Source organism: Kitasatospora sp. NPDC057936 (assembly GCF_042887525.1).
In the GTDB taxonomy this organism is placed as follows: Bacteria; Actinomycetota; Actinomycetes; order Streptomycetales; family Streptomycetaceae; genus Kitasatospora.
Map to the genome: position 1 here is coordinate 1 of NZ_JBHVPD010000013.1, position 24,185 is coordinate 24,185.

Below are 24,185 nucleotides of genomic sequence, written 5' to 3' on the forward strand. Positions count from 1 at the left end.
GTCACACCGGGCCAGACCGGCGACTCCACACAGTTCGAGGCCGTCATGGAACGGATCAGGGTCCCGCGACCGGGCGGCGGCCGGCCGCGCACCAGGCCGGACCACGTCACCGCGGACAAGGCCTACAGCGCGCGCCGCATCCGCGCCTACCTGCGCCGACGCGCAATCAGCCACACCATCCCCGAGCCCCGCGACCAGCGGGCCAACCGCCTGCGGCGCGGCAGCCGGGGCGGTCGGCCCACCGGATTCGACAAGGAGACCTACAAGAGGCGCAACGAAGTCGAGCGCACAATCCACCGCCTCAAGGGCTTCCGAGCGGTCGCCACCAGGTACGACAAGCGCGCCTACGTCTTCCACGGCACCGTCACCGTCGCATCAATCCGACTCTGGCTCCGACGATGATCCGCCGTACAGAACCTAGTCCTCCCCCGTCGCTGCGATCACCACCGCGTGACCGTTGCCGATCCCGACGATCGCCGCGTCGAACGTCGCCTCGGTGACCGAACGCCACGACACGCGCCCCCGCGGCCCTTCTCCGTACGCCGTCGAGCCGTTGGCCCGCCACTGGGCATCCGGGCCCAGCAGTGACACCAGCCCGAGGCCGATCGCGTCGGCCACCGGTCGCATCGGGCCGTCCCCGCCCCGGTACACGAGGTCCCGGATGAGGGTGCCGGCGATCCACGGTGGCGCCTCCTCCGGCGACACCACGATCGCCAGCGCGGCCTCCATCGCCCGCACATCCTGCGGACCCCCGTGCCCGTGCTTGCAGTGTCCACAGTGCGGGTGGAGCAGGCCGGTCGGCTCCAACACGTCCCAGCACAACCGGCCGTGGCTGCGGCCGTCGTCGGATCCGAGGTGGACGATCCGGTCGGGCATCAGCTCGACCCACTCGGCGAGCCAGAGGTGGAGGTCCGGGTCCGGGCCGAGGTCGTACGGGGGCGGCGGGGCGAAGGAGAGGTTCACGGCGACCAGGATGCCTCACCGGCCCCTGCGGACCTTTCGGGTCCGGGCTTCGCAGACCGCCCCGACGACGGCCGCCAGGATGATCAGGATCAGCAGTCCGAGCACCGGTGGCCCCGGTGACGGTTGTAGTCGCGCAGCAGCGCCAGCAGATTGATGAGCGTGCTGGCCGGGATGTTGCCGAGGTTCACCAGCACGCGGCCGTTCATCGCGGTCTCGCCGGGTTTGGCGGAGGGCCAGAGAAGGCCGAATTCGCGGCTCTCGGATCGCAGTTCGACGATCAGCTCGATGATCTGGCGGGTGGTGAGGTGCCGGATCGCGGGGTCGGAGGGGTGGATCGGATGCAGGGCGTTCACGCGGCACCGTCCAGCTCGAACCAGACCGTCTTGCCGAGCTTCTGGGGCTCCACGCCCCAGCGGTGGGTGAGGCCCTTGACGAGTTGGAGGCCCCGGCCGGTCTCGGAGAGGGCGGAGGGGTTCCGGGGTTCAGGGAGCGTCGCGCTGCGGTCGGCGACGGTGACCCGGAGGGTGTTGCGGAGGAAGACGATCAGGACGACGGGCGACGTCGTCTCGCCGTGACGCCAGGCGTTGACGATCAGTTCGACGAGCGCGAGTTCGGCGTCGGCGATGGCGGAGGGCGGCCATCCGGCCCTGGCCATCGCTTCGCGGAGGGCCTCACGGGAGATCGTGAGGGAGGGCGAGTTGAGGTTACGCATGGGATTCTCCCAGCGGTGTAAGGGATTTGACGCGCCAGCGAGTGATCGGCGCAGCACCGACTGTAGAGCATGAGTGGTACATGTTGGGGTACTTCTACCACCAGCCTTCACTCGATCGGTGGATTGCTGGACCCTCCGATGGGTCGCGATGGATGCTTGGGGCATGCCACCACGAACTACCCCATCAGCAAGGCAGGAACGGGTAGGAACCGAGCTGCGGAAGATGCGCGACTGCGCTGGCCGCACGACCGCCCAAGCTGCCGCGCTGTTCGGCTTCGCCAGAACGAAGATCACGCAGATCGAGAAGGGGAACTACCCGATCAGCGCCGACCGCGTACGCATGCTCGCCTCCGAGTTCGAGGAGGGCGATGCCGAGTACGTGGAGGCGCTTGGGGTCATGGCCGAGGAACGCCATCGGGGCTGGTGGGAGGAGTTCCGAGGATCTGTGCCGACGGGATTCCTCGACATCGCGGAGATGGAGCATTTCGCCAGAGGAATGCGCACGTACCAGGTCTCGCATGTGCCAGGAGCGATGCAGACCGAGGAGTACGGGAGAGCAATCTTCAAGGATCTCTACCCGCCGCTCTCACCGCGCCTCCTGGAGGCCCGTGTCGAGCATCGGGTTCGACGGTCGGCATTGGTGATGGGCGAAGGAGCTCGGCCCTACTCGGCTTTGGTGCACGAGGCTGCTCTGCGCATGCTGTTCGGCGGACGTGACGCAGCAAAGCGCCAGCTGGACAAGATGCTTGAGTACTCGGAGTTGGACCACGTGACGCTGCGGGTGGTCAGCTTCAGCTCCAACGGCTTCATGGGCGCCGGGCAAGGCATCATCTACGCGATGGGACCGGTGCCTCGACTCGACACGGTCCAGCTCGACGCGGTCGGCGGACCAGCTTTCCTCCACGAGCAGAAGCAGCTGGAGAATTACCGCCACATCATCAACACGATGACAGAGCGATCACTGACGGAGGCCCAGTCTCGCGATGTCATACGGCTGATCAAGAAAGAGATCTGATGGAAACACTTCACTGGAAGCGGCCGGAAGCGTGCCCGGATGGAGCGAGCTGCCCTGAGATAGCGGTCTCCTCAGACACCGTCTATGTGCGGAGCAGTCTGGTTCCTGATGGCATCGCCCAACTCACCACCGCCGAATGGCGGGATCTGGTCGCTGCGATCCGATCCGGGGAGTTCGACCTCTAACCACGGGGTAGCGACGCCATCATGAACACGACCATGCGAAACGTTCTCGTCTCCCTCGCCACCATCGCGGCCCTCGGTGTCGTCGCTGCCCCGGTGGCCTCCGCTACCCCCTCCGTCTCCTCCTCCACCCGCAACCCCTCCACCGTCAAGGCCGCCGCTTACAACCAGGCCCGCAACATCCTCGCCAACGCCGGCAGCCAGACGGCCGCCAAGTCCCACCCCGTCCACGGCAAGCCCGACGTCCCCGTCTCCTACGGCACCTCGCTCCTCGCCTCCGCCCGGGACGAGTTCCGCGCCAAGGACAAGAACCTCCCGCCCAAGGACAAGAAGTCGGACATGTCCATCCCCCACTACAACGCCATCCACAGCGCCGCCAACACCATGGGCATCGACCGCTGGTAGCAACGCCCCCGGCCCGGGTGACGTCTCCGTCACCCGGGCCGTACCGGCGATACCCCCGTCACCTCCGGTAGAACACCTTCTTCGACCACACGAACCCGACCACCGTCAGGCCCGTGCACCACGCCAGCGCACTCCACGCGCTGCTGCCGATCTCCGTCCCCATCAGCAGCCCCCGCAGCGTCTCGATGATCGGCGTGAACGGCTGGTACTCCGCGAACCACCTCAGCACCGTCGGCATGGAATCCGGCGGGACGATCGCGCTCCCGATGAACGGCAGGAACGTCAGCGGCAGCGGCGTGTTGCTCGCGCTCTCCGGCGTCTTCGACACCAGCCCGATCCCCGCCGATATCCACGTCAGCGCCAGCGTCACGAACCCCAGTAGCCCCGCCGCCGCCAGCCACTCCACGAACCCCGCGTGCGGCCGGAACCCCATCGCCAGCGCCGCGCCTATCACCAGCACCAGCGCGACCATCGTCTGGATGACGCTCCCGACCACGTGCCCGGCCAGGAACGCCGACCGCGATATCGCCATCGTCCGGAAACGGTTGACGATCCCCTCGGTCATATCCACGCAGACGCCCACCGCCGTGGCCACCGACCCCGCCGTCGCCGTCATCAGCACGATCCCCGGCGCCACGTAGTCGATGTAGTTCCCACCGCCGATCCCCGCGCCCAGCGCCCCGCCGAACCCGTAGTTGAACAGCGACAGGATCATCACCGGCATCAGCACGACCGAGAACGTCATCGCCGGGTACCGCAGCGCGTGCTTCAGGTTCCGCCGCAGCATCGTGAGCGAGTCGCTCATCACGTACGTCGCACTCATCGCGCGCCCTCCCCCGTCAGCGTCAGGAACACGTCGTCCAGGTCCGCCGTCTCCACGACCAGCGACTCCGCCCGCACGCCCGCGTTGTCGAGCGCGTCCAGCACCGCCTTCACCGTGACCACCGAGTTGTCGCCCGGGATGTCCAGGCGCAGCCCCTCGGCGTCCGCCGTCGCGTAGTCGAACAGCTCCGCCGCCGCATCGAGTTGGCCCGCGTCCGCGAACTGCACCCGGATCCGCCCGCCCGGAACGATCCGCTTGAGCTCCTCGGCCGTGCCCTCCGCCACGATCCGGCCACCGTCCAGCACGGCTATCCGGTCGGCGAGTCGGTCCGCCTCCTCCAGGTACTGCGTGGTGAGGAAGACCGTCACCCCGTGGTCCGCCACCAGCCCCCGGATGATCTCCCACATCGTGCGCCGGCTGCGGGGATCCAGCCCCGTCGTCGGCTCGTCCAGGAAGATCACCCGGGGATCCCCGACCAGCGTCATCGCCAGATCGAGCTTCCTCCTCATCCCGCCCGAGAAGGTGGACACCGGCTTCCGCGCGGCCTCCGTCAGGTCGAACCGCCGCAGCAGCTCCTCCGCCCGCCTCCGCCCCTCCCGACGGCGGAGGTGGTTGAGGTCCGCCATCAGCATCAGGTTCTCCTCGGCCGTCAGCAGGTTGTCCACCGCCGAGAACTGCCCGGTGACCCCGATCGCCGCCCGGACTCCGTCCCCCTCGCGGACGACGTCGTGCCCGGCCACCCGGGCCACCCCGCCGTCCGCCGGAATCAGTGTGGAGAGGATCTCCACCGTCGTCGTCTTGCCGGCGCCGTTCGGCCCCAGCAGGGCGAACACCGTGCCCGCCGCGATCTCCAGGTCGATGCCGTCCAGCACGACCTTCTCCCCGTACGCCTTGGTCAGTCCGACCGCCGAGATCGCCGCCATCACGCCCGCCGGACGGTGATGTCGCCCATTTCGGTCTGCGCCCGGACCTCGACGGTCTCGCGGGCCTCGCCCGGACCCTCCGTCGCGCCCAGCTCGTTGCGCAGCCGGCCGTGCTTGCTGTGCACGTCCAGCCAGGCCGCCGTGCCCTCCGCGATGCCGACCTCCAGCTCCCCGAGGGCCGTCTGCAGCGACACCAGGCCGCGCTCCACCCGGCCGATCCGGATCGGGCCGTGCGCCGTCTTGGCGTCCACCCCGGCGTGCGCGGTGCCGACCTCGATCCGGCCGAAGGAGGCGTTGGCCTTGAGCTCCCCGTGGACCTCGCGGACCTCGGTGTCGCCGGTGCTGTTCTTGACCGTCAGCGCGCCGAGCACCGTGCCGATCTCGATCCGGCCGAGGCCGGAGACCTCCGCGTCGCCGTCGGCCGAGCCCAGCCGGACGTCCCCGCTGTCCGTCTTGAGCCAGACGTTCGCCGCGCTGTCCACGTGGATCCGGCCGAGCGAGGTCTTCACCCGGCAGTCGCCGAGCGGGCCCTCGGTGACGAAGGTGGCCAGCGGGGCGTCACCGTCGACCTCCGAGCCGGCCGGCAGCTCGATCAGGACGTCGACCGAGCCGACGCGGCCGAACACGTTGCGCTTGCGGGGGCCCTTCAGGGTGAGCCGGCCCCCGGCGAAGTCGACCTTCGTCTGCTGCGCGGCCTTGACGTCCAGCTCGACGGCGGAGTTGGACGGCGTCACCTCGGCGACGACGTCGGTGCGCTTGCCGGCGCGGATCCGCACCGAGGCGATGTCGAACTCGATGACGGCGGTGATCGGGCCGTTGGTCTCGTACGTGGGCATGGCTGTCCCGTCCTCTTGGCTTCGAAGGCTGTTCCCGCTGGTCGGAGCGGGGGTGACGTTGATGGTGTGAAGCAGTGCAGGCCGTACGGGTGGTGCGGAGAAGCGTTACCGGACCCAGCCGGTGAACCCTTGCCCCCGGCCGCGCCGGGACTGCGGCTGGGGCTGGACGGCCGGCCTCGCGACCGGCTCGCCGCCCTCCAGCGCGCCCGCCACGACCCGGACCAGCCAGGCGTTGAGCGACAGGCCCTCCTGCCCGGCGGCATCCTCGGCCCTCGTCTTGAGGTGGGCCGGGAGTCTGAAATTGATCCGGGCAGTGCCGCCCTCGTCCGACTCCGACGCCACGGGCGGCGCCAGTGGCGCCAGTGATGGCGCCATCGGCGGCGCGACCGGCTCCACCTCGTGCGGGAAGGCGTCACTGCTCGGCGGCACGCTCACCACGAACTCGGGGTTCGTGCCGCGCAGCCGCACGTCCACCGAGCCCGGCGCGAGCTCACGGGTGATCTCACTCGTGGCGGCCGACAGGGCGTTGAGCAGCGTGAGCCGCACGGCCGACTCCAGCGGCAGCGTCAGCCGCTCGGCCAGCGCACGGGCTTCTTCCCCGCCCGTGCCCGCGGCCACCGCGAGCTCGTTCCGAAGGTTTTCGACGTACGGCGTGAGGTCCATGGCTCAACTATGGCACGGGGGTGGCGCCATGTCGAGCGATTAATGGCACCACTTTGGCGCCATGTAAGCACCACCCCCGGAAACATGGCGCCGAACAACGCGGAACCGCCCCGCCGACCGAGGCCGACGGGGCGGTTCACCAGGGGAAACGCAGGGAGAACGCGGGGAACTAGCCCTGCCACCCCGCCAGGTACGCGTCGATCTCGCCGGCCAGCCGCGCCTTGCCGGCCTGGTCCAGGAACGACGCCTCCACCGCGTTGCGCGCCAGCCCGGCCACGCCCGCCTCGTCCAGGCCCAGCAGCCGCGCCGCCACCGCGTACTCGGTGTTCAGGTCCGTGCCGAACATCGGCGGGTCGTCGCTGTTGATCGTGACCAGCAGCCCGGCGTCCACCATCTGCTTGATCGGGTGGTCCTCGATCCGCTCCACCGCGCGCGTGGCGATGTTCGAGGTCGGGCAGACCTCCAGCGGGATCCGGTGCTCGCCCAGGTAGTCCAGCAGCGCCGGGTCCTTCACGGACTGCGTGCCGTGGCCGATCCGCTCGGCGCCCAGCACCCGGAGCGCGTCCCACACCGTCTCCGGGCCGGTCGTCTCACCGGCGTGCGGGACGGAGCGCAGACCGGCCGCGCGCGCCCGGTCGAAGTACGGCTTGAACTGCGGGCGCGGCACACCGATCTCCGGACCGCCCAGGCCGAAGCTCACCAGGCCCTCCGGCGCCAGCTCCGTCGCGAGCCGCGCGGTGACCTCGGCGGCCTCCAGGCCCGCCTCGCCCGGAATGTCGAAGCACCAGCGCAGCACGACGCCGAGCTCCTTCTCGGCGCGCAAGCGGGCGTCCTCGATCGCCTCCATGAAGGCGACCTCCGGGATGCCGCGCTTCACCGAGGAATACGGGGTGATCGTCAGCTCGGCGTACCGGATGTTCTGGCGCGCCATGTCCTCGGCGACGCCGTAGGTGAGCGAGCGGACGTCCTCGGCATCGCGGACCAGGTCCACGACGCTCAGGTACACCTCGATGAAGTGCGCGAAGTCGGTGAAGGTGAAGTACTCGGCGAGCGCCGCCGGATCGGCCGGCACCTTCGACTGCCCGGCGTGGCGGGCGGCCAGTTCGGCGACGACCCGCGGCGAGGCCGAGCCGACGTGGTGGACGTGCAGTTCCGCCTTGGGCATGCCGGCGATGAACGCCTCGATGCCCCGGGCCCCGGTGGGGTTTCCGATCCGACTTCCGTCCGGCTGGACCACGGTCGTTCCCTTCTTTCCTGCTGCTCTACGCGCGTTCGCTGTGTCGCCAAGGATAGGGGGCCGTCGGCGGGAAGGGCCGGAGGGCTGCGGGGAGACCGAGGTGAGGGGGAAGAGGAACGCGAGGTTGGAGCCGAGGAGAGGCACGGGGCCTGGGCGGAGCGCGGGAAGGTCCCCGGTCAGCCGCCCAGGGACACCGCCACCGTGTGGATCAGCAGGCCGGCCAGGGCTCCGACCACCGTGCCGTTGATGCGGATGAACTGCAGGTCGCGGCCCACGTTGGCCTCGATCTTGCGCGACGCGTCGTCGGCGTCCCAGCCCGCCACCGTCTCGGAGATCAGCGAGGTGATCTCCGTGCGGTACGTGTCGACCAGGTACCGGGCCGCGTCCTGGAGCCAGCCGTCCACCTTGGCCTGGAGCTTGGCGTCCGTGGCCAGGCGTGCGCCGAGGCGCCGCACGCCGTCGCGGATGCGCCGGCGCAGTTCGCTGTCCTCGTCCTCCGCCGCGTTCAGCACCAGCGTGCGGACGGCCGCCCAGGTGGAGGCGATCAGGTCCTGCACCTCGGGGCGGGCGAGCATCTCGACCTTGGCCCGCTCGACCCGGGCGATGGTCTCCGGGTCCGTCTGGAGCTCGGTGGCGAAGTCGGCGAGGAACTTGTCGATCGCGCCGCGGGCCGGGTGGTCCTGGTCGTCCCTGATGTCGGTGACGAACCGCATCAGCTCCTTGTAGACCCGCTCGCCGACCTGGTGGTCGATGAACTTCGGCGTCCAGCCCGGCGTCTTCTGGGTGACCCGCTGCACGACCTCCTCGTGGTTGGCCGTCAGCCAGCCGTGCGCGCGGACGGCCACCAGGTCGACCACGCCGTGGTGCCCGCCGTCCGCGACCACCTTGCCCAGCATCCGGCCCATCGGTTCGGCCACCGACGTGGCCGCCGCCCGCCTGGTGACCGCCTCGCCGACGACCGCCTGCACGTCGTCGTCGCGCAGCACCGCGAGCACGCCGCGCAGCGCCGCCGACGCCTCCTTGGTGACCCGCTCGGCGCTGCCCGGCGCGGCCAGCCACTCCCCCAGCCGGCGGCCGATGCCGAGGGCGGCGAGCCGGCCGCGGACCACCTGGCCGGAGAGGAAGTTCTCCCCGACGAAGTCGCCGAGCGAGCGGCCGAACGCGTCCTTCTTCGTCGGGATGATCGCGGTGTGCGGGATCGGCAGGCCGAACGGGCGGCGGAACAGCGCCGTCACCGCGAACCAGTCGGCCAGCGCGCCGACCATGCCCGCCTCCGCGGCGGCGGCCACGTACCCGGCCCAGGCGCCCGCGCCGGCCGCCTTGGCCCACGTGGACAGGGCGAAGACCAGGGTCGCGAAGGCCAGCAGGCCGGTCGCGATGGTCTTCATCCGGCGGACGCCGCGTCTCTTCTCCTCATCGGCCGCGGTGAACCTGACCCCGGGGCCGGTCCCGCTGAAGGCTTCGTCGCTCACCCCGCCAGTCTGCCCGCTGGGCAGCGCGAGCGGGGGCGCGCCCCGCGATCACGCGCCCCCGACGGCTGAGCTCACACCCCGCCCGGCCCCCTCACGCCCCACCCGGCCCCCTCACGCCCCGCCCAGCACGATCCGCCGCACCCCCGGTGCCGCCCACCGCTCCGGATCCGTGCACCGCCGCCCGTCCAGCAGCACCCGCACCCCCGGCAGGTTCTCCGGCCCCAGCTCCCGGTACTCCGGGTGGTCCGCCTGCAGCACCGCCGCCGCCACCGGCTCCCCGGCGTGCGGGGGCAGCCCGAGCGCCGTCAGTTCGTCCCCGTCGTACAGCGGATCGGCGACGTACGGCCGCGCACCCGCCGCCGCCAGCGCCTCGACCAGCGGGAACACCCCCGAGTACGCCGTCTCCTTGACGCCGCCCCGGTACGACGCGCCGAGCACCAGCACGCCCTGCCCGGCCACGCCGCCCGCGAGCGCGCCGTCCAGCAGCCCGACCGCGTACCCGGGCATCTCCAGGTTGGCCGCGCGCGCGGCCCGGACGACCGTCGCCGTCGGGTCGTTCCACAGGTACAGCCGCGGGTAGACCGGGATGCAGTGCCCGCCGACCGCGATGCCCGGCCGGTGCAGGTGGCTGTACGGCTGCGAGTTGCACGCGTCGGCGACGGCCGCGAAGTCGACGCCGATCCGGTCCGCGTACCGCGCGAACTGGTTGGCCAGCGCGATGTTGACGTCCCGGTACGTCGTCTCGGCGAGCTTGGCGAACTCGGCCGCCTCCGCCGAGGCCAGCTCCCAGACGCCGTTGGGCCGGGGCAGGTCGGGGCGCGGGTCGAAGTCCAGCACGGCGCGGTAGAACTCGGCGCCGCGCCGGGTGGACGCCGCGTCGACGCCGCCGACCAGCTTGGGGTAGCGCCGCAGGTCGGCGAAGACCCGGCCGGTGCGCACCCGCTCCGGACTGAAGACCAGGGCGAAGTCCGCCCCGGCGGCCAGCCCGGAGCCGGCCGCGAGGCGGGGCGCCCAGCGGCCGCGGGTGACGCCGACCGGGAGCGTCGTCTCGTAGCTGACGAGCGTGCCCCGGCGCAGCCCGGCGGCGACGGCGTCGGTGGCGGCGTCGAGCAGGGCGAAGTCCGGCGTGCCGTCGGCCGCGGTGACGAGGGGGACCACCAGGACGACGGCCTCCGCCCCGGCGACGGCGGTGGTGGTGTCGGTCGTCGCGGTCAACAGCCCCTCGGCGACGACCCGTTTCAGGGCCTCGTCCAAACCCTCCTCACGGGGGAACGGAGGCACTCCCCGGTTGACGGACCGGACCACCCGGGGCGCGATGTCGGCGCCCGTCACCCGGTGGCCCTTGAGCGCGAACTGCACGGCCAGCGGCAGGCCGAGCTTGCCCAGGCCGACCACGCAGACGTCCAGCCCGCCCTGCCCCGTTCCGCCCTGCCCGGTCCCGCTCATCCCCGGCCTCCGTTCACCGAGTTGGCCAGCCGGCGCCACACCGGAGAGCGCCGCAGGCCGCGGCGCAGGTGCTCCGGGACGATGCCGCGCCACAGCTGCTGGGCGAGGTTGGGCGGCGGTGGCGCAGGGTCCGCCGTCTCGGCCGTCTCTCGCAGGAGGAACAGCTCGTCGGGCAGCCCGAGTTGGCCGTCCCGGAAGGCCGGGTAGCCGGCGTAGTGGCGGCGGCCCTCGACGACCGCCGGCGGCTCGCCGTGCGCCGCCTCGTAGCGGATCAGGTCGCGCAGCGCCTCCGGCCGTCCGGCGGCGGCCAGTTCGAGGCGCAGCCGGTCCGGGACGGGCAGCCGGTGGAAGACCTCGCGGGCGCCGAAGCAGTCGACCAGGCGGCCGACCTCGGCGCAGACGCGGTGCTGCACGTCGTCGTCGAGGAGCAGGAAGCCGTCCCGGAGCAGGCGCGGCACGTCCCACGCGAAGCTGCGGGCGCGGATCGCGTCGAGTTCCTCCCCCGGTTCGGCGAGGTCGGCCGCGACCTGCTGGAGGGCGGCGATGCCGCGCAGCCGGTCCAGGACGGAGGCGCGCTCGGTGACGTTGCCGCGGTCCTCGCGCAGCACGAGGAAGTAGCAGTCGTAGTCGGCGAGGACGGAGACGCGCCCGGCCCGCAGGCAGGCCTCCAGGGTGAACGGCTGGTCGGAGAAGACCTTCAGCCCCTCGTCGCGGCAGAGCCCGTGCCGCCGGATGAGGTCGAGGCGGAACAGCTTGGTGTCGGACAGGGCCCAGGCGAGCGCCGAGTCGGCGAAGCCGACGGACTCGGCGCTGGCGTGGAAGATCCCCTGCGGCACCAGCCGGCCGTTCACCCCGACGTGCTTGGGCACGACGACGTCCGAATCCCACGCATCGGCCGCCGTCACCAGCCGCTCCAGGGCCTCGCCGCCGAGCCAGTCGTCCGCGCCGAGGAACAGCACGTAGCGGCCGCGGGCCAACGCCAGGGCCCGGTTGGTGGGGGCGGCCGGGCCGCCGGAGTTGCGCTGGTGCACCACCTGGAAGAGGCCGGGGTGGCGGGCCGCGTAGTCGTCCAGCACGGCCTCGCCGCCGTCCGTGGAGCCGTCGTCGACGACCACGACCTCGAACCGGCCGGGGGCGAGGGTCTGGGCGACCAGCGAGTCCAGGCAGGCGGTGAGGTAGGGCATGGTGTTGTAGACCGCGACCACCACGGTCACGTCGGGTCCGGTCATCGGGTCGTGCTGCCCCTCGGGTGCTCGGTGCGGTGGGCGGTCGGGGTGTGCGGTGGGCGATCGGGTCCGCCGTGCGCGGTGCGTGGTGCGCACGTCGACGCAGGCTCAACCCGCGCACCCGCCGGGGAGTCACGGAACTCCCCGGACGGGCGACGGCGGTCAACCGGACGGCCGGCGGTTCACCCTGCGAGATCCCGGCCGTTCTCAGCCGCCCTCAGTCACTCTCAACCGCTCTCAGCCGATCGCGACCTCCGCGTACATCCGCGCGATCACGTCCTCGATCGCCGGCTCTCGCACCGACAGGTCCACCAGCGGGTACCGCGCCGCCACCGCCGCGACGAGCGGCGCGGCGCTCTCCTTCGCGGGGAAGGCCAGCCACTGCCGCGGGCCCTCGACCCTGACCACCCGCGTGCCGGGCACCTCGATCGGCGGGCGGGCCTCGGCGAGGTCGACGACCAGCGTCCGCTCGCTCTCCCCCGCGTCGTGCAGGCCGGCCAGCCCGCCGTCGTAGACGACCCGGCCGTGGTCGATGACCATCACCCGGTCGCAGAGCTGCTCGATGTCGGTCAGGTCGTGGGTGGTGAGCAGGACGGTCGTGCCGCGGTCGCGGTTCACCTCGCGGAGGAACTCGCGCACCCTGCTCTTGCTGACCACGTCCAGGCCGATGGTCGGCTCGTCCAGGTACAGCACCTGCGGGTCGTGCAGGAGCGCGGCGGCGAGGTCGCCGCGCATCCGCTGGCCGAGCGAGAGCTGGCGCACGGGGGTGTCCAGCAGCGCCGCCAGGTCGAGGAGTTCGACGCAGCGGGCGAGGTTCTCGCGGTACCTCGGATCGGGGATCCGGTAGATCCGGCGGGCGAGTTCGAAGGAGTCGCGCAGCGGGAGGTCCCACCAGAGCGTGGTGCGCTGGCCGAAGACCACGCCGATCCGGCGGGCCAGCGCGACGCGCTCGCGGGCCGGGTCCACCCCGGCGACGCGCAGCCGCCCGCCGCTGGGGACGAGGATGCCGGTGAGCATCTTGATGGTGGTCGACTTGCCGGCCCCGTTCGGGCCGATGTAGCCGACGCACTCGCCGGCCTCGACGGCGAAGGTGAGCCCGTCCACCGCGCGCACCTCGCGCTTCACCCGGCTGAACCGGCCGGTGCGGGCCCGGACGGTGAAGGTGCGGCGGACGTCTTCGAGTTCGATCAGTGCCATGGGGAGTTCCTTACGAAGTGGTGGGGTTCAGCTGCCGGTCCCGCGGTACGCCCGCAGCCCGGCGCGCCAGGCGAGGCCGGCGGCGGCGGTGCAGAGCGCGGCGGCCACCGGGGAGGCGTACTGGAACGCGGTGGGCAGGCCGAGCGGGTCCGGGCGATCGAGGATGCGCAGCGTGGGCAGCCAGTTGACGAAGGCCAGCGGGACGCCGAAGACGACGCCGGCGACGAGCTCCTTCGCGAAGATCGTCGGCGGGTAGTGGAGCAGCGTGGCGCCGCCGTAGGTGACGGAGTTCTGGATCTCCTTGGCCTCGCCCCACCAGAACTGGACGGTCGCCGTGCCGATCCAGATCGCGCCGAAGATGACGCAGCCGCACACCAGCAGGACGGGCACCAGCAGCACGCGGTCCCAGGTCCACGTCACGTGCAGCTCGGCCAGCGACCAGACGAGCACGACGAGTGCCTGGACCGGGCGGCCGAGGCGGCGCAGCGAGAAGCGCTCGGCGCACAGCTGGGCGAGGGCCGGGGCGGGCCGGATGAGCATGGTGTCCAGCGTGCCGTTGACGATCCGCTGGCCGAGGCCGTCGACCGAGCCGACCAGCAGGTTGGCGACGCCGAGCGAGAAGGTGGCGGTGGCGTAGAGGAAGGCCAGCTCGGGCAGGGTCCAGCCGCCGAGCTGGTTCGTGTGGCGGAACATCAGCACCAGGACGACGAAGTCGAGCGAGTGCGTGACGAGGCTCGCGCCGAGGTTCAGCGCGAACGACGCCCGGTAGGCCATCGTCGAGCGCATCCACATCGAGGCGCACATCCACCAGGAGCGGACGGCCCAGGCGGTGCGGACGGCCAGGCCGTCCCGGGGTACGGCGGGTGCGAGGGTCTCAGCCACCCTGGACCACCACCCGGCGGGTCGCCAGCAGCTGGGCCGCGCGGCCGGCGGCGAGCAGCACGACGGCCCAGGCGAGCTGGAAGCCGAGCGGGCCGAGCAGGCCGGCGCCGGTGCGGCGCTCCAGGAAGACGTCCGTCGGCGCCTGGATCAGCGCCGCCCACGGCAGGACGTGCGCGAGCGTGCCGAGCGGGCCGGGGAAGAGCGCGATCGGCAGCAGCATCCCGGAGAAGAACATCGAGACGACGAGCATCACCGAGCGCACCCCCTCCGAGTCGTGCAGCCAGAAGCCGGTGATCGAGACGAGGAAGCGCAGCCCGAAGCTGACCACGGTCGCGAGCAGCGCAGAGAGCAGGAAGACCGCCCAGGTCAGCGGGTGTTCGGGCAGCCGGATCCGGAAGACCAGCCCGCCGACCAGCAGCGGCACGGTGCCGCGGACGAGCAGCTGGAAGGCGGCCCGGCCGAGGTCGGTGGCCAGCCACCAGCCCTGGAAGTCGACCGGACGGTAGAGGTCGACGGCGATGTCCCCGCTGCGGAAGCGGTCCTGGACGTCGTCCTGGAAGCCGCCGCCCCACACGGCGACGGTGACCAGCAGGGACTGGCTGACCCAGATGTAGGTGACGGCCTGGCTCTGGTCGTAGCCCCCGAGGCTGGGGCGGGCCTGCCAGAGGGCGAGGAAGGAGGAGGCCAGGATGATGCCGAAGACGGTGTTGGTGAAGGTGCCGGCCAGGGTGGCGGCCCGGTAGGTGGAGTAGCGGCGGAAGGATCCGCGCGCGACGGCGGCGTAGAGCCCGGGCGCATTCGGCATATTGTCTCCTTGTCGACAAATACGGGCACAGGACGGCCCGCAGGCGTCCGCGCACGCCCCAGTGGCTCCGACCTGCCGGACCCGGGGGTACCGGGCCGATCGGGCGGAGCTGCCAGAACCGGGTGCGCTATGTGGTTTGCACCTTTCACCGTACCGCCGGGCCCCGAGCCCCGCACCCGGTTTTCACCGGCGCCCTGACCGACCCCCGGACCGGGCTCCCATCACCCCCGCGCCCGACGAACTCGCCGCGAGCACACGCCCGCCAGAGGCCGACGACACCTGAGCGCCAGTCAAATAGCACATAATCTCGGCATGACCGTGAGCACCCGCCGCCAGGCCAAACGGGCCCTGCGACGCCAGGCCCGCCGCGCCCTCCCGCTCTGGCGCCGACTCCTGCCCACCTGGCGAGTCGTCCTCGGCACCGTCGTCACCCTGCTGATGACCGCCGTCGCCGCCTTCGCCGTGCTCTACGTCATCGTCCCGGTGCCCGACCCCAACGCCCACGCCGTCGCCCAGAACAACATCTACCTCTACTCCGACGGCGCCACCGAGATCGCCCGCACCGGCGCCGTCAACCGCACCGACGTCACCATCGACAAGATCCCGCTCGACACCCAGCACGCCGTCGTCTCCGCCGAGGACCGCACCTTCTACCAGAACCGCGGCATCGACCTGAAGGGCATGCTTCGCGCCGGCTGGAACACCCTCATCGGCAAGGGCACGCAAGGCGGCTCCACCATCACCCAGCAGTACGTCAAGAACTACTACCTGACCCAGGACCAGACCATCGCCCGCAAGGGCCGCGAACTGTTCATCGCCCTCAAGGTCGACCAGCAGCGCGACAAGAACGAGATCCTGGCCGGCTACCTCAACAGCAGCTACTTCGGCCGCGGCGCCTACGGCATCCAGAGCGCCGCCCACGCCTATTACGGCACCGACGTCTCCGAACTCACCCCCGCCCAGGGCGCCTACCTCGCCGCGCTCCTCCAGGCTCCCAGCTCCTACGACGTCAAGACCGCCAAGCCCGCCAACCGCGACAAGGCCATCGCCCGCTGGAACTACACCCTCGACGGCATGGTCCAACTCGGCTTCCTCAGCGCCGCCGACCGCGCCGCCGAGACCTTCCCCGAACCCATCGACCCCCAGCCCACCACCGGACTCTCCGGACAGGCCGGCTACCTCGTCGGCGTCGCCGACGACTACCTCACCTCCGCCGGCATCATCGACGCCGCCACCCTCAAGGCCGGCGGCTGGCGCATCACCACCACCTTCGACAGGCCCAAGCAGGACGCCTTCACCAAGGCCGTCCAACAGGAACTCACCGACGAACTCGACCCCAAGAGCCGACCCACCACCGACACCGACGTCCGCGTCGCCGGCGCCTCCGTCGAACCCGCCACCGGCCGCGTCGTCGCCGTCTACGGCGGACCCGACTACGCCAAACAGCCCTACAACGACGCGCTGCGCCAGGACAACCAGATCGGCTCCACCTTCAAGCCCATCGACCTCGCCGCCGGCCTCCTCGCCCAGCACGCCCCCGACGGCCACCCGATCACCCCCGACACCCGCTACGACGGCACCAGCGAACGCCACGTCACCGGCGGCCCCACCCCGTACGCACCGCCCAACGAGGACGACATCGACTACGGCAACATCACGCTGCGCTACGCCATGGTGAAGTCCGTCAACTCCGTGTACGCGCAGGAGGGCGTCGACGCCGGACTCGCCCGCGTCCGCGACACCGCCGTCAAGCTCGGCATCCCCGACAACGTCCCCGGCATGGACCCGTCCAACACCTCGATGACCCTCGGCACCGCCACCCCCAGCGCCCTCGACCTGGCCGGCGTCTACGCCGCCCTCGCCAACCACGGCCAGGCGCACACCCCGTGGTCCGTGCTCAAACTCGAACGCCTCAACACCGGCTCCGGATCCATCGACGTACCCAAGATGCCGGACCACGCCGCCACCGACGCCCTCGACCGGCAGACCGCCGACACCGTCACCGACGTCCTGCGCGACGTCGTCACCCGCGGCACCGGCAACGCCGCCCTCGACCTCGGCCGGCCCGCCGCCGGCAAGACCGGCACCACCGACTCCAACCTCTCCGCCTGGTTCGCCGGATTCACCCCCCAACTCACCACCACCGTCGGCCTGTTCCGGGAGAACCCGAAGACCCACGCCAAGGAGCCGCTGGCCGGCACCGCCGGCCTCACCCGGATCAACGGCGGCACCTTCCCCACCAAGATCTGGACCGCCTACATGACCGACGCCCTCGACGGCACCGAGGTCAAGCACTTCGACCTCCAGACCGGACACGGCAACGGCGGCGGCCAGTACAACTGGCCCACCAGCAGCGCCCCCGCGAGCACCACGCCCAGCCCCGGCACCACTCCCACCCCCGGCGCCACGCCCCCCGGCACCGCGCCCGCACCCACCCCCACCGCCGCCGCACCGGCCCGGCCCACGGCCACCCCCGGCGAGCCGACACCCGGCCCCGCCGCACCCAGCCCCCAGGCGCCCGCACCCACCCCCACCCAGGACCAGCCGAGCGCCACCCCCCGCCCCAGCCAGACGCACCAGCCCAAGCCCACGCCTCCGGCCTCCGCCACCGCGCCGCCCACGGGCGCGGCGACACAGCCCGCGGCGCCGTGACGCGGACGGCTCCGGCCCACCGCCGCTACCCCGCCACCAACTCCCGCTCCAACGGCGTCCGGAACCGCGGCGTCACCCGCACCTCCCCCAGCCAACCCGCCAACCGCGCCGCCTCCCCCGCGATCGCCGTCTCCGCCTCCGCCCCGACGTCCCCGAACAACCGCCACACCAGCTCACCGTCGGCCCGCTGCGCCCAGCCGCCGACCACCCGGCCGCACCACCACACCGTCGGACCGGCGTTCCCCGCCCGGTCGAACAACGCCGGGACGTCCTCCGGCCGCAGGTACCAGTCCCGCCCGCGCCAGCCCATCACCGTCGGATCCAGCCCCGGCAACAGCGCCGCCCACGGCTCCGGCCCGCCCACCGGCTCCGCGTCCCCCGGCAGGACCAGTGCGGGCACCCCGCCGGACAGCTCCACCGCCTCGGCTCCGACGTCCGCCAGCGCCTTGCGGGTGTCCCCCAGCGTCCAGCCCGTCCACCACTTCACGTCCTCGACCGTGGCCGGCCCGTACGAGGCCAGCCAGCGCCGCGCCACCTCCGCCTTCGCCTCCCGCACCGGCACGTCCGGCCACTGCGGCACCGGCGCCCACGGGTAGCTGCTGCTCAGCCACGACCCCCGCGGACGGCCGCGCCGCACGTGCCCGTCCGCCGCCAGCAGCCGCAGCAGCCGGCTGCCGACGCTCTGCTTGGCCTCGTACGGCTTGCCCGCCGACATCAGCATCTGCTCGCGCAACTCCGGCACGTCCTCGCCGAGTTGCTGCGTCGTCGCCTCGCCACGGCGCGCCAGCGCGGCCAGCACCGCGCGCTCCGCCGCCGCCAGCCGGGCCTCGTCCCAGCCCTCGGCGTGGTCCCGCAGGTGCTTCAGCAGCGTCGCCCGCTCCTTCGCGGCGATCGCCCGCGCCGTCGACGAACTCACGTACGGCGCGAACTCCTCCGTCACGGCGAATATCGTCCGCCGCATCGACAGCAGCTTCACCAGCGAGACGTCCTCGTAGAGCGCCCGCTCCACCTCGGCCGCCGACGGCTCCAGCAACCGGGCGCACGCCGACAGGTACACCGTCGCGGCGTCCGTCGCGTGCAGCCCGACGACCGCGTCCGCCGCCTCCTCCACCCACGCCACGCGGGCGGACGGCGCCAGCAGGTGCCGCCACCCCACCCGGGCCCGCCGCTCGTCGTCCCCGATCACCGGCACACGCGTCGTCATGCCCGGACCGTACCGCCCGGCACCGACAATCCACGGCCGGGACGCGTCAGTCCACCGGCCGGAACCGGTCCTCGACCTCCCAGCCCGCACCGAGCTCCCGGCGCAACGCGTCCAGGGCCGCCCGGGCGCGGGCGTTGAAGCGCGCCTTCTCCTCCGCCGGCCACGGGGACGGGTCCGGCGGGTAGTCCCAGTCGATCGAGGACTGGAACCAGTCGGACAGCCCGCCCAGCTCCGCCGCGAGCTCCGCACCGATCGGCAGCCGGTCGAGCTCGATCGGGTGCCCGTACGGACTGTCGACGTCGTCGGGCCACAGCGGCACGTCGACGCCCGCCTCGAAGAAGTAGCGCAGCCGCACCACGGCCGGACGCCTCCCCGCACGCTTCCAGGGTCTCGGAAGCCTCACAGGTAGAGGCCGGTCGAGCCCTCGGTGTCACCGAAGCGCATCGCCGCGACGGCGTGCAGGTCGCGCTCGCGCAGCAGCACGTAGGTGGCGCCGCGGACCTCCACCTCCAGCTTGTCCTCCGGGTCGTACAGGACGCGGTCACCCGGCTCCACCGCGCGCACGCTCTGGCCCACCGCGACGGCCTCCGCCCACGCGCACCGCTTCGACAGCTCCGCGGTGGCCGGGATGATGATCCCGCCGGTGGAGTGGCGCTCGCCCTCACCGCTGTCCAGCTTCACCAGGACGCGGTCGTGCAGCATCCTGATCGGGAGCTTCTCGCCCAGGCGGTCGTGCCGGGGCACGTCGAGGGTGGTCCTGGCGGTCGGTTCGTCGTTCGTACTCACGATCCCGAAGGTACCGCCCCCGGGCGGACGGCGTGACGCTGGCCCGGCATGCGGAAGGCCGGGCGCTCAACCGCGCCCGGCCCGTCGACGAACTCCGCTCAGCCCTTGCGGCGCTTCCGCGCCGAGGCCAGCAGCAGCACCACGCCCACGCCGACCAGCGCCACCGGAACGATCCGCTCCTTGCGCGGCTGCCCCTTCTCGTCCACGAACTGCGCCCGCAGCTTCTCCACCGCGCCGTTGGCCGCCACGTAAGCGCGGGCCGTCTTCTCCTCGACCGCGGCGACGGCCTTGGCCTTCACCTGGGCACTGATCGTCGTCGGGTGGACGCGCATGGCGAGCTCGTCGAGGGTCTCCGCCAGCTTGGTGCGGGTCCGGGCGATGTCCGCCTCGATCTGGGCGGTCGTCCGCGCCGACTTGTCCTGCGTGCTCGCCTCGCCCACTCGGGCCACCCCATTCACTTCACTGATGCTGTCCTGTGCGACTGACCCAGTCTGTCAGTTGCCGGGCAGCGCCGCGCGGCCCCACCCACCATCAGAGGTAAGTTTGCCGTGGTACGACCCCGTCCACGCAACAGGAGAGTCAGACCGTGAGTGAGCGTCTCCAGCCCGGCGACAACGCGCCCGCCTTCACCCTGCCCGACGCCGACGGCAAGCAGGTCTCGCTGGCCGACCACCTCGGCCGCAAGGTGATCGTCTACTTCTACCCGGCCGCCCTCACCCCCGGCTGCACCAAGCAGGCCTGCGACTTCACCGACAACCTGGAGGCCTTCGCGGGCGCCGGCTACGACGTCATCGGCATCTCGCCGGACAAGCCGGAGAAGCTCGGCAAGTTCCGCGAGACCGAGGACCTCAAGGTCACCCTGCTGTCCGACCCGGACAAGGAGGTGCTGACGGCCTACGGCGCGTTCGGCGAGAAGAAGCTGTACGGCAAGACCGTCACCGGCGTCATCCGCTCCACCGTGATCGTGGACGAGCAGGGCAAGGTCGAGCACGCCCTCTACAACGTCAAGGCGACCGGGCACGTCGCCAAGCTCCTGCGCGACCTCAAGGTCGAGGCCTAAGGACGAAGAGGCGGTGGCGGCACACCCCCCGACCGGGTGCACCGCCACCGCCGTCCGTCACCCCGGCGGGCCGCTGTCGTCAGCAGGCGCCGAGGTCGCTCCAGACGCCCCACGCGCCGCTCGCCGCGGGGTCGTCGCCCTTGGTCCACCACTTGTTCTGGTAGTAGTGGCCCTTCCACGACACCTTGGTGGTCGAGGCGTACGTGGTGCCCGCGTCCCAGCCCGGCGCGCCCGTGCAGGCGCCCCCGGTCGGGGTGGCGGTGGGCGTCGCGGTCGCCGTCGGCGTGGCGGTGGGCGTCGCGGTCGCCGTCGGGGAAGCCGTAGCGGTCGGAGTCGAGGTCGGCGTGGCCGTGGCGGTGGGCGTGGCCGTCGGGGTCGAGGTCGGCGTCACCGTCGGGGTGGGCGTCGGCGTCTGGCCACCCCCGTCCACCGCGCCCCGGGTCAGGTCACCCTTGATCCCGTACAGCGTCCCGCCCACGTTGACCGTCCAGTTCGACGGCGTCGACACCGGCAGGTAGTAGACGAAGTCCATGTCCACCGAAGCGCCCGGGGCCAGCGACTGCCAGCCGGGCAGCTTGACCGACACCCGGTTGTAGGTGCCCTTCAGACCGCCGGCGTTGCCCGGGCCCGGGTTGTCCTGGCGGATCACCTGGAGGCCGAAGCCGGACTGGTCCTTGGCGTTGCCCGGCGCCGAGTTGGAGTAGTCGAACTGGAACTCCGTGCCGCCCGGCAGGGTCACCGTCGAGTTGTTGACGATGTGGATCTTCGGGTTGATCGGGTAGTTCGAGTCGCCCAGCGCGAAGTTGGTGAACGACACGTCGATCGGCAGGGTCTGCTGCGGCAGCGCGACCGTCGAACGGACCGCGCCGTACGGCGACGCCGCCTTGAACTTGTCGTACATCAGCGAGGTCAGCGTCGACCCGGGCACGTACTCGCCCTTGCCGCCGTTGGCCGCCGGGTCCCACTTGTAGTCGCCCGCGAGCTCCCAGATCATCGCGCCGCCGGCGCCCTGGTTGACGATGTAGTCCGCCTTCGCGCCCACCGACTGCTCGTCCTCGGTGGAGAGGAACACCTTCTTGGTGTCGTTCCACAGCCACGGCGCGACCAGGCTGTCGCTGTAGTTGCGGCTGTAGGTGCCCTGCAGCGCGGTGTCCGCCACGCCGTACTTGGCGAGGTAGTCGGGCAGGATGCCCTTCTCCAGGTTCTTCGCGTGCCACATCGGGTTCGACCCGGCCGGGGACTCCTTGCCCGCGTCGTCCTTGTCGTTCCAGATGTTGTCGATGCCGACCGCGCCGTCACCGCACGAGGTCAGGCCCGAGCCGACCGGGCAGGTCGCCGCGGAGGCGGTGCCCCAGAGGCCGTTCGTGCCGCCGGAGACGTTCTTGAAGCCGCGGGTGTAGTACGGCAGGCCGACGTTGATCCGGCCGCCCGGCATCGCGCCGCGGAAGTAGTGGTACGCCCAGTCCGCGTTGAGGTAGCCGATGCCGCCGTACTGCGAGGTGCCGTAGACGTTGGCGGCCGCCAGCTCGGCGTCCTTGCCGTCGTCGTAGAGCGAGGCGTTCGGGCCGACGTACTTGTTCCAGGCGCCGTGCAGGTCGTACGACATGATGTTGACGTAGTCCAGGTACTGGGTCACCTGGAACGTCTCCATGCCGCGCAGCAGGTAGCCGGACGACGGGGCCGCGACCGAGAGCAGGTAGTGCCTGCCGTCGGCGGCGCCCGCCCGGTCCAGGTTCTCGCGCAGCGTCTTCATCAGCGCCGCGTAACCCTTGGCCAGCGAACCGCGTTTGGCGTTCGCGAGCTGCCAGTCCAGCGGGTTGCCGGCGTCCTTCATCGAGGTCGGGTACTCGTAGTCGATGTCGACGCCGTTGAAGCCGTACTTGCGGATGAAGTCCACGGACGACGCGGCGAAGGTGTCGATGCCGGCCTGGTTGACGCTGCCGTCCGGGTTGACGGTCAGCGAGTAGAAGCCGCCGGTGTTCACCCGGGAACCGCTGTCGTCGAAGTAGCCGCCGGTCTCGGTCCAACCGCCCACCGAGATCAGGGTCTTGACGTTCGGGTACTGCTTCTTGAACTTCGTCAGCAGGTTGAAGTGCCCCTTGTAGGGCAGCGTCGGGTCCAGCTGCGCGGCCGGCACGCCCGGGAAGTCGATCCCGGTGGCCGGGTTGGTCGGGCCGTCCGTGCCGACGGACAGCTTGTTGTCGCCGCCGACGTGCCCGAACGCGTAGTTGAGGTGGGTCACCTTGTCCCACGGGACGTCGCTCACCAGGTACGGCTGGTCGCCGTTCTTGCCGGTGCGCCAGCCCGTGAAGTACCCGATGATGCGGCGCTGATGGTCCGCGCCCATCTTCTCGCGGCCGCCGGTGTCGTACACCGAGCAGTACGGGACGTCCACCCCGGGCGTCTGGTACATGCCGTCGGGACGACAGGCCGAATTGTCGACGGCCGCCGACGCCTGCGAGGGCGCCGCACCCAGCGTCGCCATCAACAGCCCGGCCAGCCCGGCCGCGGCCACCGAGGCGAACCCGGCCCGGGCACTCATACGACGGACGCCTGCGGTGGGACGCCGCTCCGCCATGCTTCGGATCAACACTCGGTCCTCCAGGAGAGAGTGTCGGCGCGTGCCTGTGGGGGAGCACGCACGTGGGGGATTCCAATTGGCGCCGAAGCTATGTGGTCTGAACCAGACAGGTCAATAGGTCTGTACCAATTGGCAAACAACTCCCAAACATCCCGAAAGACCGTAACCAACTCCCCACTCGGTCGTTCGCATACCGGGGGACGGGCGCACACCAGCCCGAATGGGGAACGAACATGCCGGTCAAGTACACCCGCGAACTGCTCGCCTCACTCGCCGCCGAGTCGAGCAGCGTGAACGAGATGATGCGCAAGCTCGGCGTGCCGATGGCGGGCGGCACGCACAGCTACCTGAGCAGGCGGCTCCGGCACTACGGCATCGACACCTCGCACTTCAACGAGGGCCGGCCCGACTACGGCCGCCGCCGCTACCCGCGGGAGGTCCTGGCCGAGGCTGCCGCGAACAGCGACAGCATCAACGGAATGATGGCGTACCTCGGCGTCACGCCGTACGACAGCCTCTACTCGTACATGAAGAAGCGCCTCGCCGAATTCGGCATCGACACCAGCCACTTCACCCTCCGGGGCGACGTCCGCAACAGGGCGGAAGCCATCCCCAAGGACGCGCTGGCGCAGGCCGTGGCCGCCCACCGGAGCTACCGCGCCGTGATCCTCGCCCTTGGGATGATCGACTGCGGCAACTCGCGGACCTTGGTACGGGAGGCCATCGACCACCACCGGCTCGACACCAGCCACTTCACCGGACAGGCGCACAACAAAGGGCAGAAGACCGGACCCCGGCGCACGGCCGACGAGTTGCTGGTGCTGCGCCCGCCGGGAAGCCAGCGTGTGCCGGGCGAGCGGCTCCGCACCATGCTCGTGCACATCGGGCACCCCGACGTCTGCGAACTGTGCGGCACTCCCCCGACCTGGCTGGGTAAGCCGATGACCCTGGAGGTGGACCACATCAACGGCGACTGGCTCGACAACAGGCGGGAGAACCTCCGCCTGCTTTGCCCCAACTGCCACTCCATCACGCCGACTTACTGCGGCCGGAACATGAATCGCAGCGGCACTCGATCGGACGCCGCCGCCTGAACCCTCCGGGTCCACCGAAAG

At 71.4% G+C, this 24,185-nt stretch carries 25 protein-coding genes; 6 read left to right on the top strand and 19 right to left on the bottom strand.

Features of this window, described 5'->3' with window-relative positions:
* Positions 1 to 402 (top strand): transposase (locus tag ACFVU9_RS09590; protein WP_387591697.1); only part of this gene is annotated, 402 nt, incomplete at its 5' end.
* 15 nt (positions 403 to 417) lie between these two features.
* Here the strand turns inward: ACFVU9_RS09590 and ACFVU9_RS09595 are convergent.
* The 3 genes from ACFVU9_RS09595 to ACFVU9_RS09605 form a co-directional block, all read right to left on the bottom strand.
* The gene (locus ACFVU9_RS09595; RefSeq protein ID WP_387591700.1) at positions 418 to 963 is read right to left on the bottom strand and encodes a hypothetical protein; all 546 of its coding nucleotides are present in this window, start codon (positions 961 to 963) and stop codon (positions 418 to 420) included.
* Between the two features lie 89 nt (positions 964 to 1,052).
* Positions 1,053 to 1,316: a hypothetical protein gene (locus tag ACFVU9_RS09600; RefSeq protein ID WP_380435168.1), complete on the bottom strand. Its 264-nt coding sequence runs from the start codon at positions 1,314 to 1,316 to the stop codon at positions 1,053 to 1,055.
* Entirely contained in the window at positions 1,313 to 1,675 is a 363-nt protein-coding gene (locus ACFVU9_RS09605; RefSeq protein WP_380435167.1) for an ATP-binding protein, read from the bottom strand. Before ACFVU9_RS09605 ends, ACFVU9_RS09600 begins: the two co-directional genes overlap by 4 nt.
* 163 nt (positions 1,676 to 1,838) lie before the next feature.
* On the opposite strand from ACFVU9_RS09605, the gene ACFVU9_RS09610 reads away from it, so the two are divergent.
* Positions 1,839 to 2,690, top strand: a complete 852-nt coding sequence (locus tag ACFVU9_RS09610; protein ID WP_387591704.1) for a helix-turn-helix domain-containing protein — start codon at positions 1,839 to 1,841, stop codon at positions 2,688 to 2,690.
* Between the two features lie 218 nt (positions 2,691 to 2,908).
* Positions 2,909 to 3,277 (top strand): hypothetical protein, encoded by a 369-nt coding sequence (locus tag ACFVU9_RS09615; RefSeq protein ID WP_380435166.1) that lies wholly within the window; start codon positions 2,909 to 2,911, stop codon positions 3,275 to 3,277.
* A 58-nt stretch (positions 3,278 to 3,335) separates the two neighbouring features.
* Here ACFVU9_RS09615 and ACFVU9_RS09620 read toward each other — a convergent pair whose 3' ends face one another.
* From ACFVU9_RS09620 to ACFVU9_RS09670, 11 genes are all read right to left on the bottom strand, one after another.
* Positions 3,336 to 4,100, bottom strand: a complete 765-nt coding sequence (locus ACFVU9_RS09620; RefSeq protein ID WP_380501523.1) for an ABC transporter permease — start codon at positions 4,098 to 4,100, stop codon at positions 3,336 to 3,338.
* Positions 4,097 to 5,023 (bottom strand): ATP-binding cassette domain-containing protein, encoded by a 927-nt coding sequence (locus tag ACFVU9_RS09625; RefSeq protein WP_387591708.1) that lies wholly within the window; start codon positions 5,021 to 5,023, stop codon positions 4,097 to 4,099. The genes ACFVU9_RS09620 and ACFVU9_RS09625 overlap by 4 nt, the downstream gene beginning before the upstream one ends.
* Positions 5,023 to 5,859, bottom strand: coding sequence for a DUF4097 domain-containing protein (locus tag ACFVU9_RS09630; protein ID WP_380501527.1), 837 nt, complete (start codon positions 5,857 to 5,859; stop codon positions 5,023 to 5,025). The genes ACFVU9_RS09625 and ACFVU9_RS09630 overlap by 1 nt, the downstream gene beginning before the upstream one ends.
* Before the next feature lie 105 nt (positions 5,860 to 5,964).
* Positions 5,965 to 6,522 (bottom strand): hypothetical protein, encoded by a 558-nt coding sequence (locus ACFVU9_RS09635; RefSeq protein ID WP_380435162.1) that lies wholly within the window; start codon positions 6,520 to 6,522, stop codon positions 5,965 to 5,967.
* A gap of 169 nt (positions 6,523 to 6,691) precedes the next feature.
* Positions 6,692 to 7,759, bottom strand: coding sequence for an adenosine deaminase (locus tag ACFVU9_RS09640; protein ID WP_380435161.1), 1,068 nt, complete (start codon positions 7,757 to 7,759; stop codon positions 6,692 to 6,694).
* 176 nt (positions 7,760 to 7,935) lie between these two features.
* Positions 7,936 to 9,231 carry a DUF445 domain-containing protein gene (locus ACFVU9_RS09645; protein WP_380501529.1) on the bottom strand — a complete coding sequence of 432 codons (1,296 nt, stop codon included), beginning with the start codon at positions 9,229 to 9,231 and terminating at the stop codon, positions 7,936 to 7,938.
* Positions 9,232 to 9,342: 111 nt separating this feature from the next.
* Positions 9,343 to 10,638, bottom strand: coding sequence for a nucleotide sugar dehydrogenase (locus tag ACFVU9_RS09650; protein ID WP_387591844.1), 1,296 nt, complete (start codon positions 10,636 to 10,638; stop codon positions 9,343 to 9,345).
* A gap of 35 nt (positions 10,639 to 10,673) precedes the next feature.
* Positions 10,674 to 11,906: a glycosyltransferase gene (locus ACFVU9_RS09655; protein ID WP_387591713.1), complete on the bottom strand. Its 1,233-nt coding sequence runs from the start codon at positions 11,904 to 11,906 to the stop codon at positions 10,674 to 10,676.
* Positions 11,907 to 12,140: 234 nt separating this feature from the next.
* On the bottom strand, positions 12,141 to 13,100 hold the full coding sequence (locus ACFVU9_RS09660) for an ATP-binding cassette domain-containing protein (RefSeq protein ID WP_380435158.1): 960 nt from the start codon (positions 13,098 to 13,100) through the stop codon (positions 12,141 to 12,143).
* Between the two features lie 27 nt (positions 13,101 to 13,127).
* The gene (locus ACFVU9_RS09665; protein WP_380501533.1) at positions 13,128 to 13,982 is read right to left on the bottom strand and encodes an ABC transporter permease; all 855 of its coding nucleotides are present in this window, start codon (positions 13,980 to 13,982) and stop codon (positions 13,128 to 13,130) included.
* A complete protein-coding gene (locus ACFVU9_RS09670; protein WP_380491288.1) occupies positions 13,975 to 14,787 on the bottom strand; it encodes an ABC transporter permease in 813 nt (270 codons plus the stop codon). Before ACFVU9_RS09670 ends, ACFVU9_RS09665 begins: the two co-directional genes overlap by 8 nt.
* A 312-nt stretch (positions 14,788 to 15,099) precedes the next feature.
* On the opposite strand from ACFVU9_RS09670, the gene ACFVU9_RS09675 reads away from it, so the two are divergent.
* Positions 15,100 to 17,439 carry a transglycosylase domain-containing protein gene (locus ACFVU9_RS09675; RefSeq protein WP_387591718.1) on the top strand — a complete coding sequence of 780 codons (2,340 nt, stop codon included), beginning with the start codon at positions 15,100 to 15,102 and terminating at the stop codon, positions 17,437 to 17,439.
* 25 nt (positions 17,440 to 17,464) lie between these two features.
* On the opposite strand, the gene ACFVU9_RS09680 is transcribed toward ACFVU9_RS09675, so the two are convergent.
* The 4 genes from ACFVU9_RS09680 to ACFVU9_RS09695 form a co-directional block, all read right to left on the bottom strand.
* On the bottom strand, positions 17,465 to 18,643 hold the full coding sequence (locus tag ACFVU9_RS09680; protein ID WP_387591721.1) for a winged helix DNA-binding domain-containing protein: 1,179 nt from the start codon (positions 18,641 to 18,643) through the stop codon (positions 17,465 to 17,467).
* A 46-nt stretch (positions 18,644 to 18,689) separates the two neighbouring features.
* On the bottom strand, positions 18,690 to 19,001 hold the full coding sequence (locus tag ACFVU9_RS09685) for a hypothetical protein (protein WP_387591724.1): 312 nt from the start codon (positions 18,999 to 19,001) through the stop codon (positions 18,690 to 18,692).
* A gap of 41 nt (positions 19,002 to 19,042) precedes the next feature.
* Positions 19,043 to 19,345, bottom strand: a complete 303-nt coding sequence (locus ACFVU9_RS09690) for a co-chaperone GroES (protein ID WP_329929219.1) — start codon at positions 19,343 to 19,345, stop codon at positions 19,043 to 19,045.
* Positions 19,346 to 19,527: 182 nt separating this feature from the next.
* A complete protein-coding gene (locus ACFVU9_RS09695; RefSeq protein ID WP_380435152.1) occupies positions 19,528 to 19,869 on the bottom strand; it encodes a DUF3618 domain-containing protein in 342 nt (113 codons plus the stop codon).
* Positions 19,870 to 20,015: 146 nt separating this feature from the next.
* Between ACFVU9_RS09695 and bcp the strand changes: the two genes are divergently transcribed.
* On the top strand, positions 20,016 to 20,489 hold the full coding sequence (gene bcp, locus ACFVU9_RS09700; protein ID WP_380435151.1) for a thioredoxin-dependent thiol peroxidase: 474 nt from the start codon (positions 20,016 to 20,018) through the stop codon (positions 20,487 to 20,489).
* A gap of 79 nt (positions 20,490 to 20,568) precedes the next feature.
* On the opposite strand, the gene ACFVU9_RS09705 is transcribed toward bcp, so the two are convergent.
* Positions 20,569 to 23,031, bottom strand: coding sequence for a chitinase C-terminal domain-containing protein (locus ACFVU9_RS09705; protein ID WP_387591728.1), 2,463 nt, complete (start codon positions 23,029 to 23,031; stop codon positions 20,569 to 20,571).
* 272 nt (positions 23,032 to 23,303) lie between these two features.
* On the opposite strand from ACFVU9_RS09705, the gene ACFVU9_RS09710 reads away from it, so the two are divergent.
* Positions 23,304 to 24,164, top strand: a complete 861-nt coding sequence (locus ACFVU9_RS09710; RefSeq protein WP_387591731.1) for an HNH endonuclease — start codon at positions 23,304 to 23,306, stop codon at positions 24,162 to 24,164.
* Positions 24,165 to 24,185 lie beyond the last annotated feature (21 nt).

What these genes read in the sequence shown, in the direction of transcription:
- ACFVU9_RS09605 (WP_380435167.1), bottom strand. Translation starts at nt 1,675, where the DNA reads ATGCGTAACCTCAACTCGCCCTCCCTCACGATCTCCCGTGAGGCCCTC.
- ACFVU9_RS09610 (WP_387591704.1), top strand. Translation starts at nt 1,839, where the DNA reads ATGCCACCACGAACTACCCCATCAGCAAGGCAGGAACGGGTAGGAACC.
- ACFVU9_RS09615 (WP_380435166.1), top strand. Translation starts at nt 2,909, where the DNA reads ATGCGAAACGTTCTCGTCTCCCTCGCCACCATCGCGGCCCTCGGTGTC.
- ACFVU9_RS09620 (WP_380501523.1), bottom strand. Translation starts at nt 4,100, where the DNA reads ATGAGTGCGACGTACGTGATGAGCGACTCGCTCACGATGCTGCGGCGG.
- ACFVU9_RS09625 (WP_387591708.1), bottom strand. Translation starts at nt 5,023, where the DNA reads ATGGCGGCGATCTCGGCGGTCGGACTGACCAAGGCGTACGGGGAGAAG.
- ACFVU9_RS09630 (WP_380501527.1), bottom strand. Translation starts at nt 5,859, where the DNA reads ATGCCCACGTACGAGACCAACGGCCCGATCACCGCCGTCATCGAGTTC.
- ACFVU9_RS09635 (WP_380435162.1), bottom strand. Translation starts at nt 6,522, where the DNA reads ATGGACCTCACGCCGTACGTCGAAAACCTTCGGAACGAGCTCGCGGTG.
- ACFVU9_RS09655 (WP_387591713.1), bottom strand. Translation starts at nt 11,906, where the DNA reads ATGACCGGACCCGACGTGACCGTGGTGGTCGCGGTCTACAACACCATG.
- ACFVU9_RS09660 (WP_380435158.1), bottom strand. Translation starts at nt 13,100, where the DNA reads ATGGCACTGATCGAACTCGAAGACGTCCGCCGCACCTTCACCGTCCGG.
- ACFVU9_RS09670 (WP_380491288.1), bottom strand. Translation starts at nt 14,787, where the DNA reads ATGCCGAATGCGCCCGGGCTCTACGCCGCCGTCGCGCGCGGATCCTTC.
- ACFVU9_RS09675 (WP_387591718.1), top strand. Translation starts at nt 15,100, where the DNA reads ATGACCGTGAGCACCCGCCGCCAGGCCAAACGGGCCCTGCGACGCCAG.
- ACFVU9_RS09680 (WP_387591721.1), bottom strand. Translation starts at nt 18,643, where the DNA reads ATGACGACGCGTGTGCCGGTGATCGGGGACGACGAGCGGCGGGCCCGG.
- ACFVU9_RS09690 (WP_329929219.1), bottom strand. Translation starts at nt 19,345, where the DNA reads ATGCTGCACGACCGCGTCCTGGTGAAGCTGGACAGCGGTGAGGGCGAG.
- ACFVU9_RS09705 (WP_387591728.1), bottom strand. Translation starts at nt 23,031, where the DNA reads ATGAGTGCCCGGGCCGGGTTCGCCTCGGTGGCCGCGGCCGGGCTGGCC.
- ACFVU9_RS09710 (WP_387591731.1), top strand. Translation starts at nt 23,304, where the DNA reads ATGCCGGTCAAGTACACCCGCGAACTGCTCGCCTCACTCGCCGCCGAG.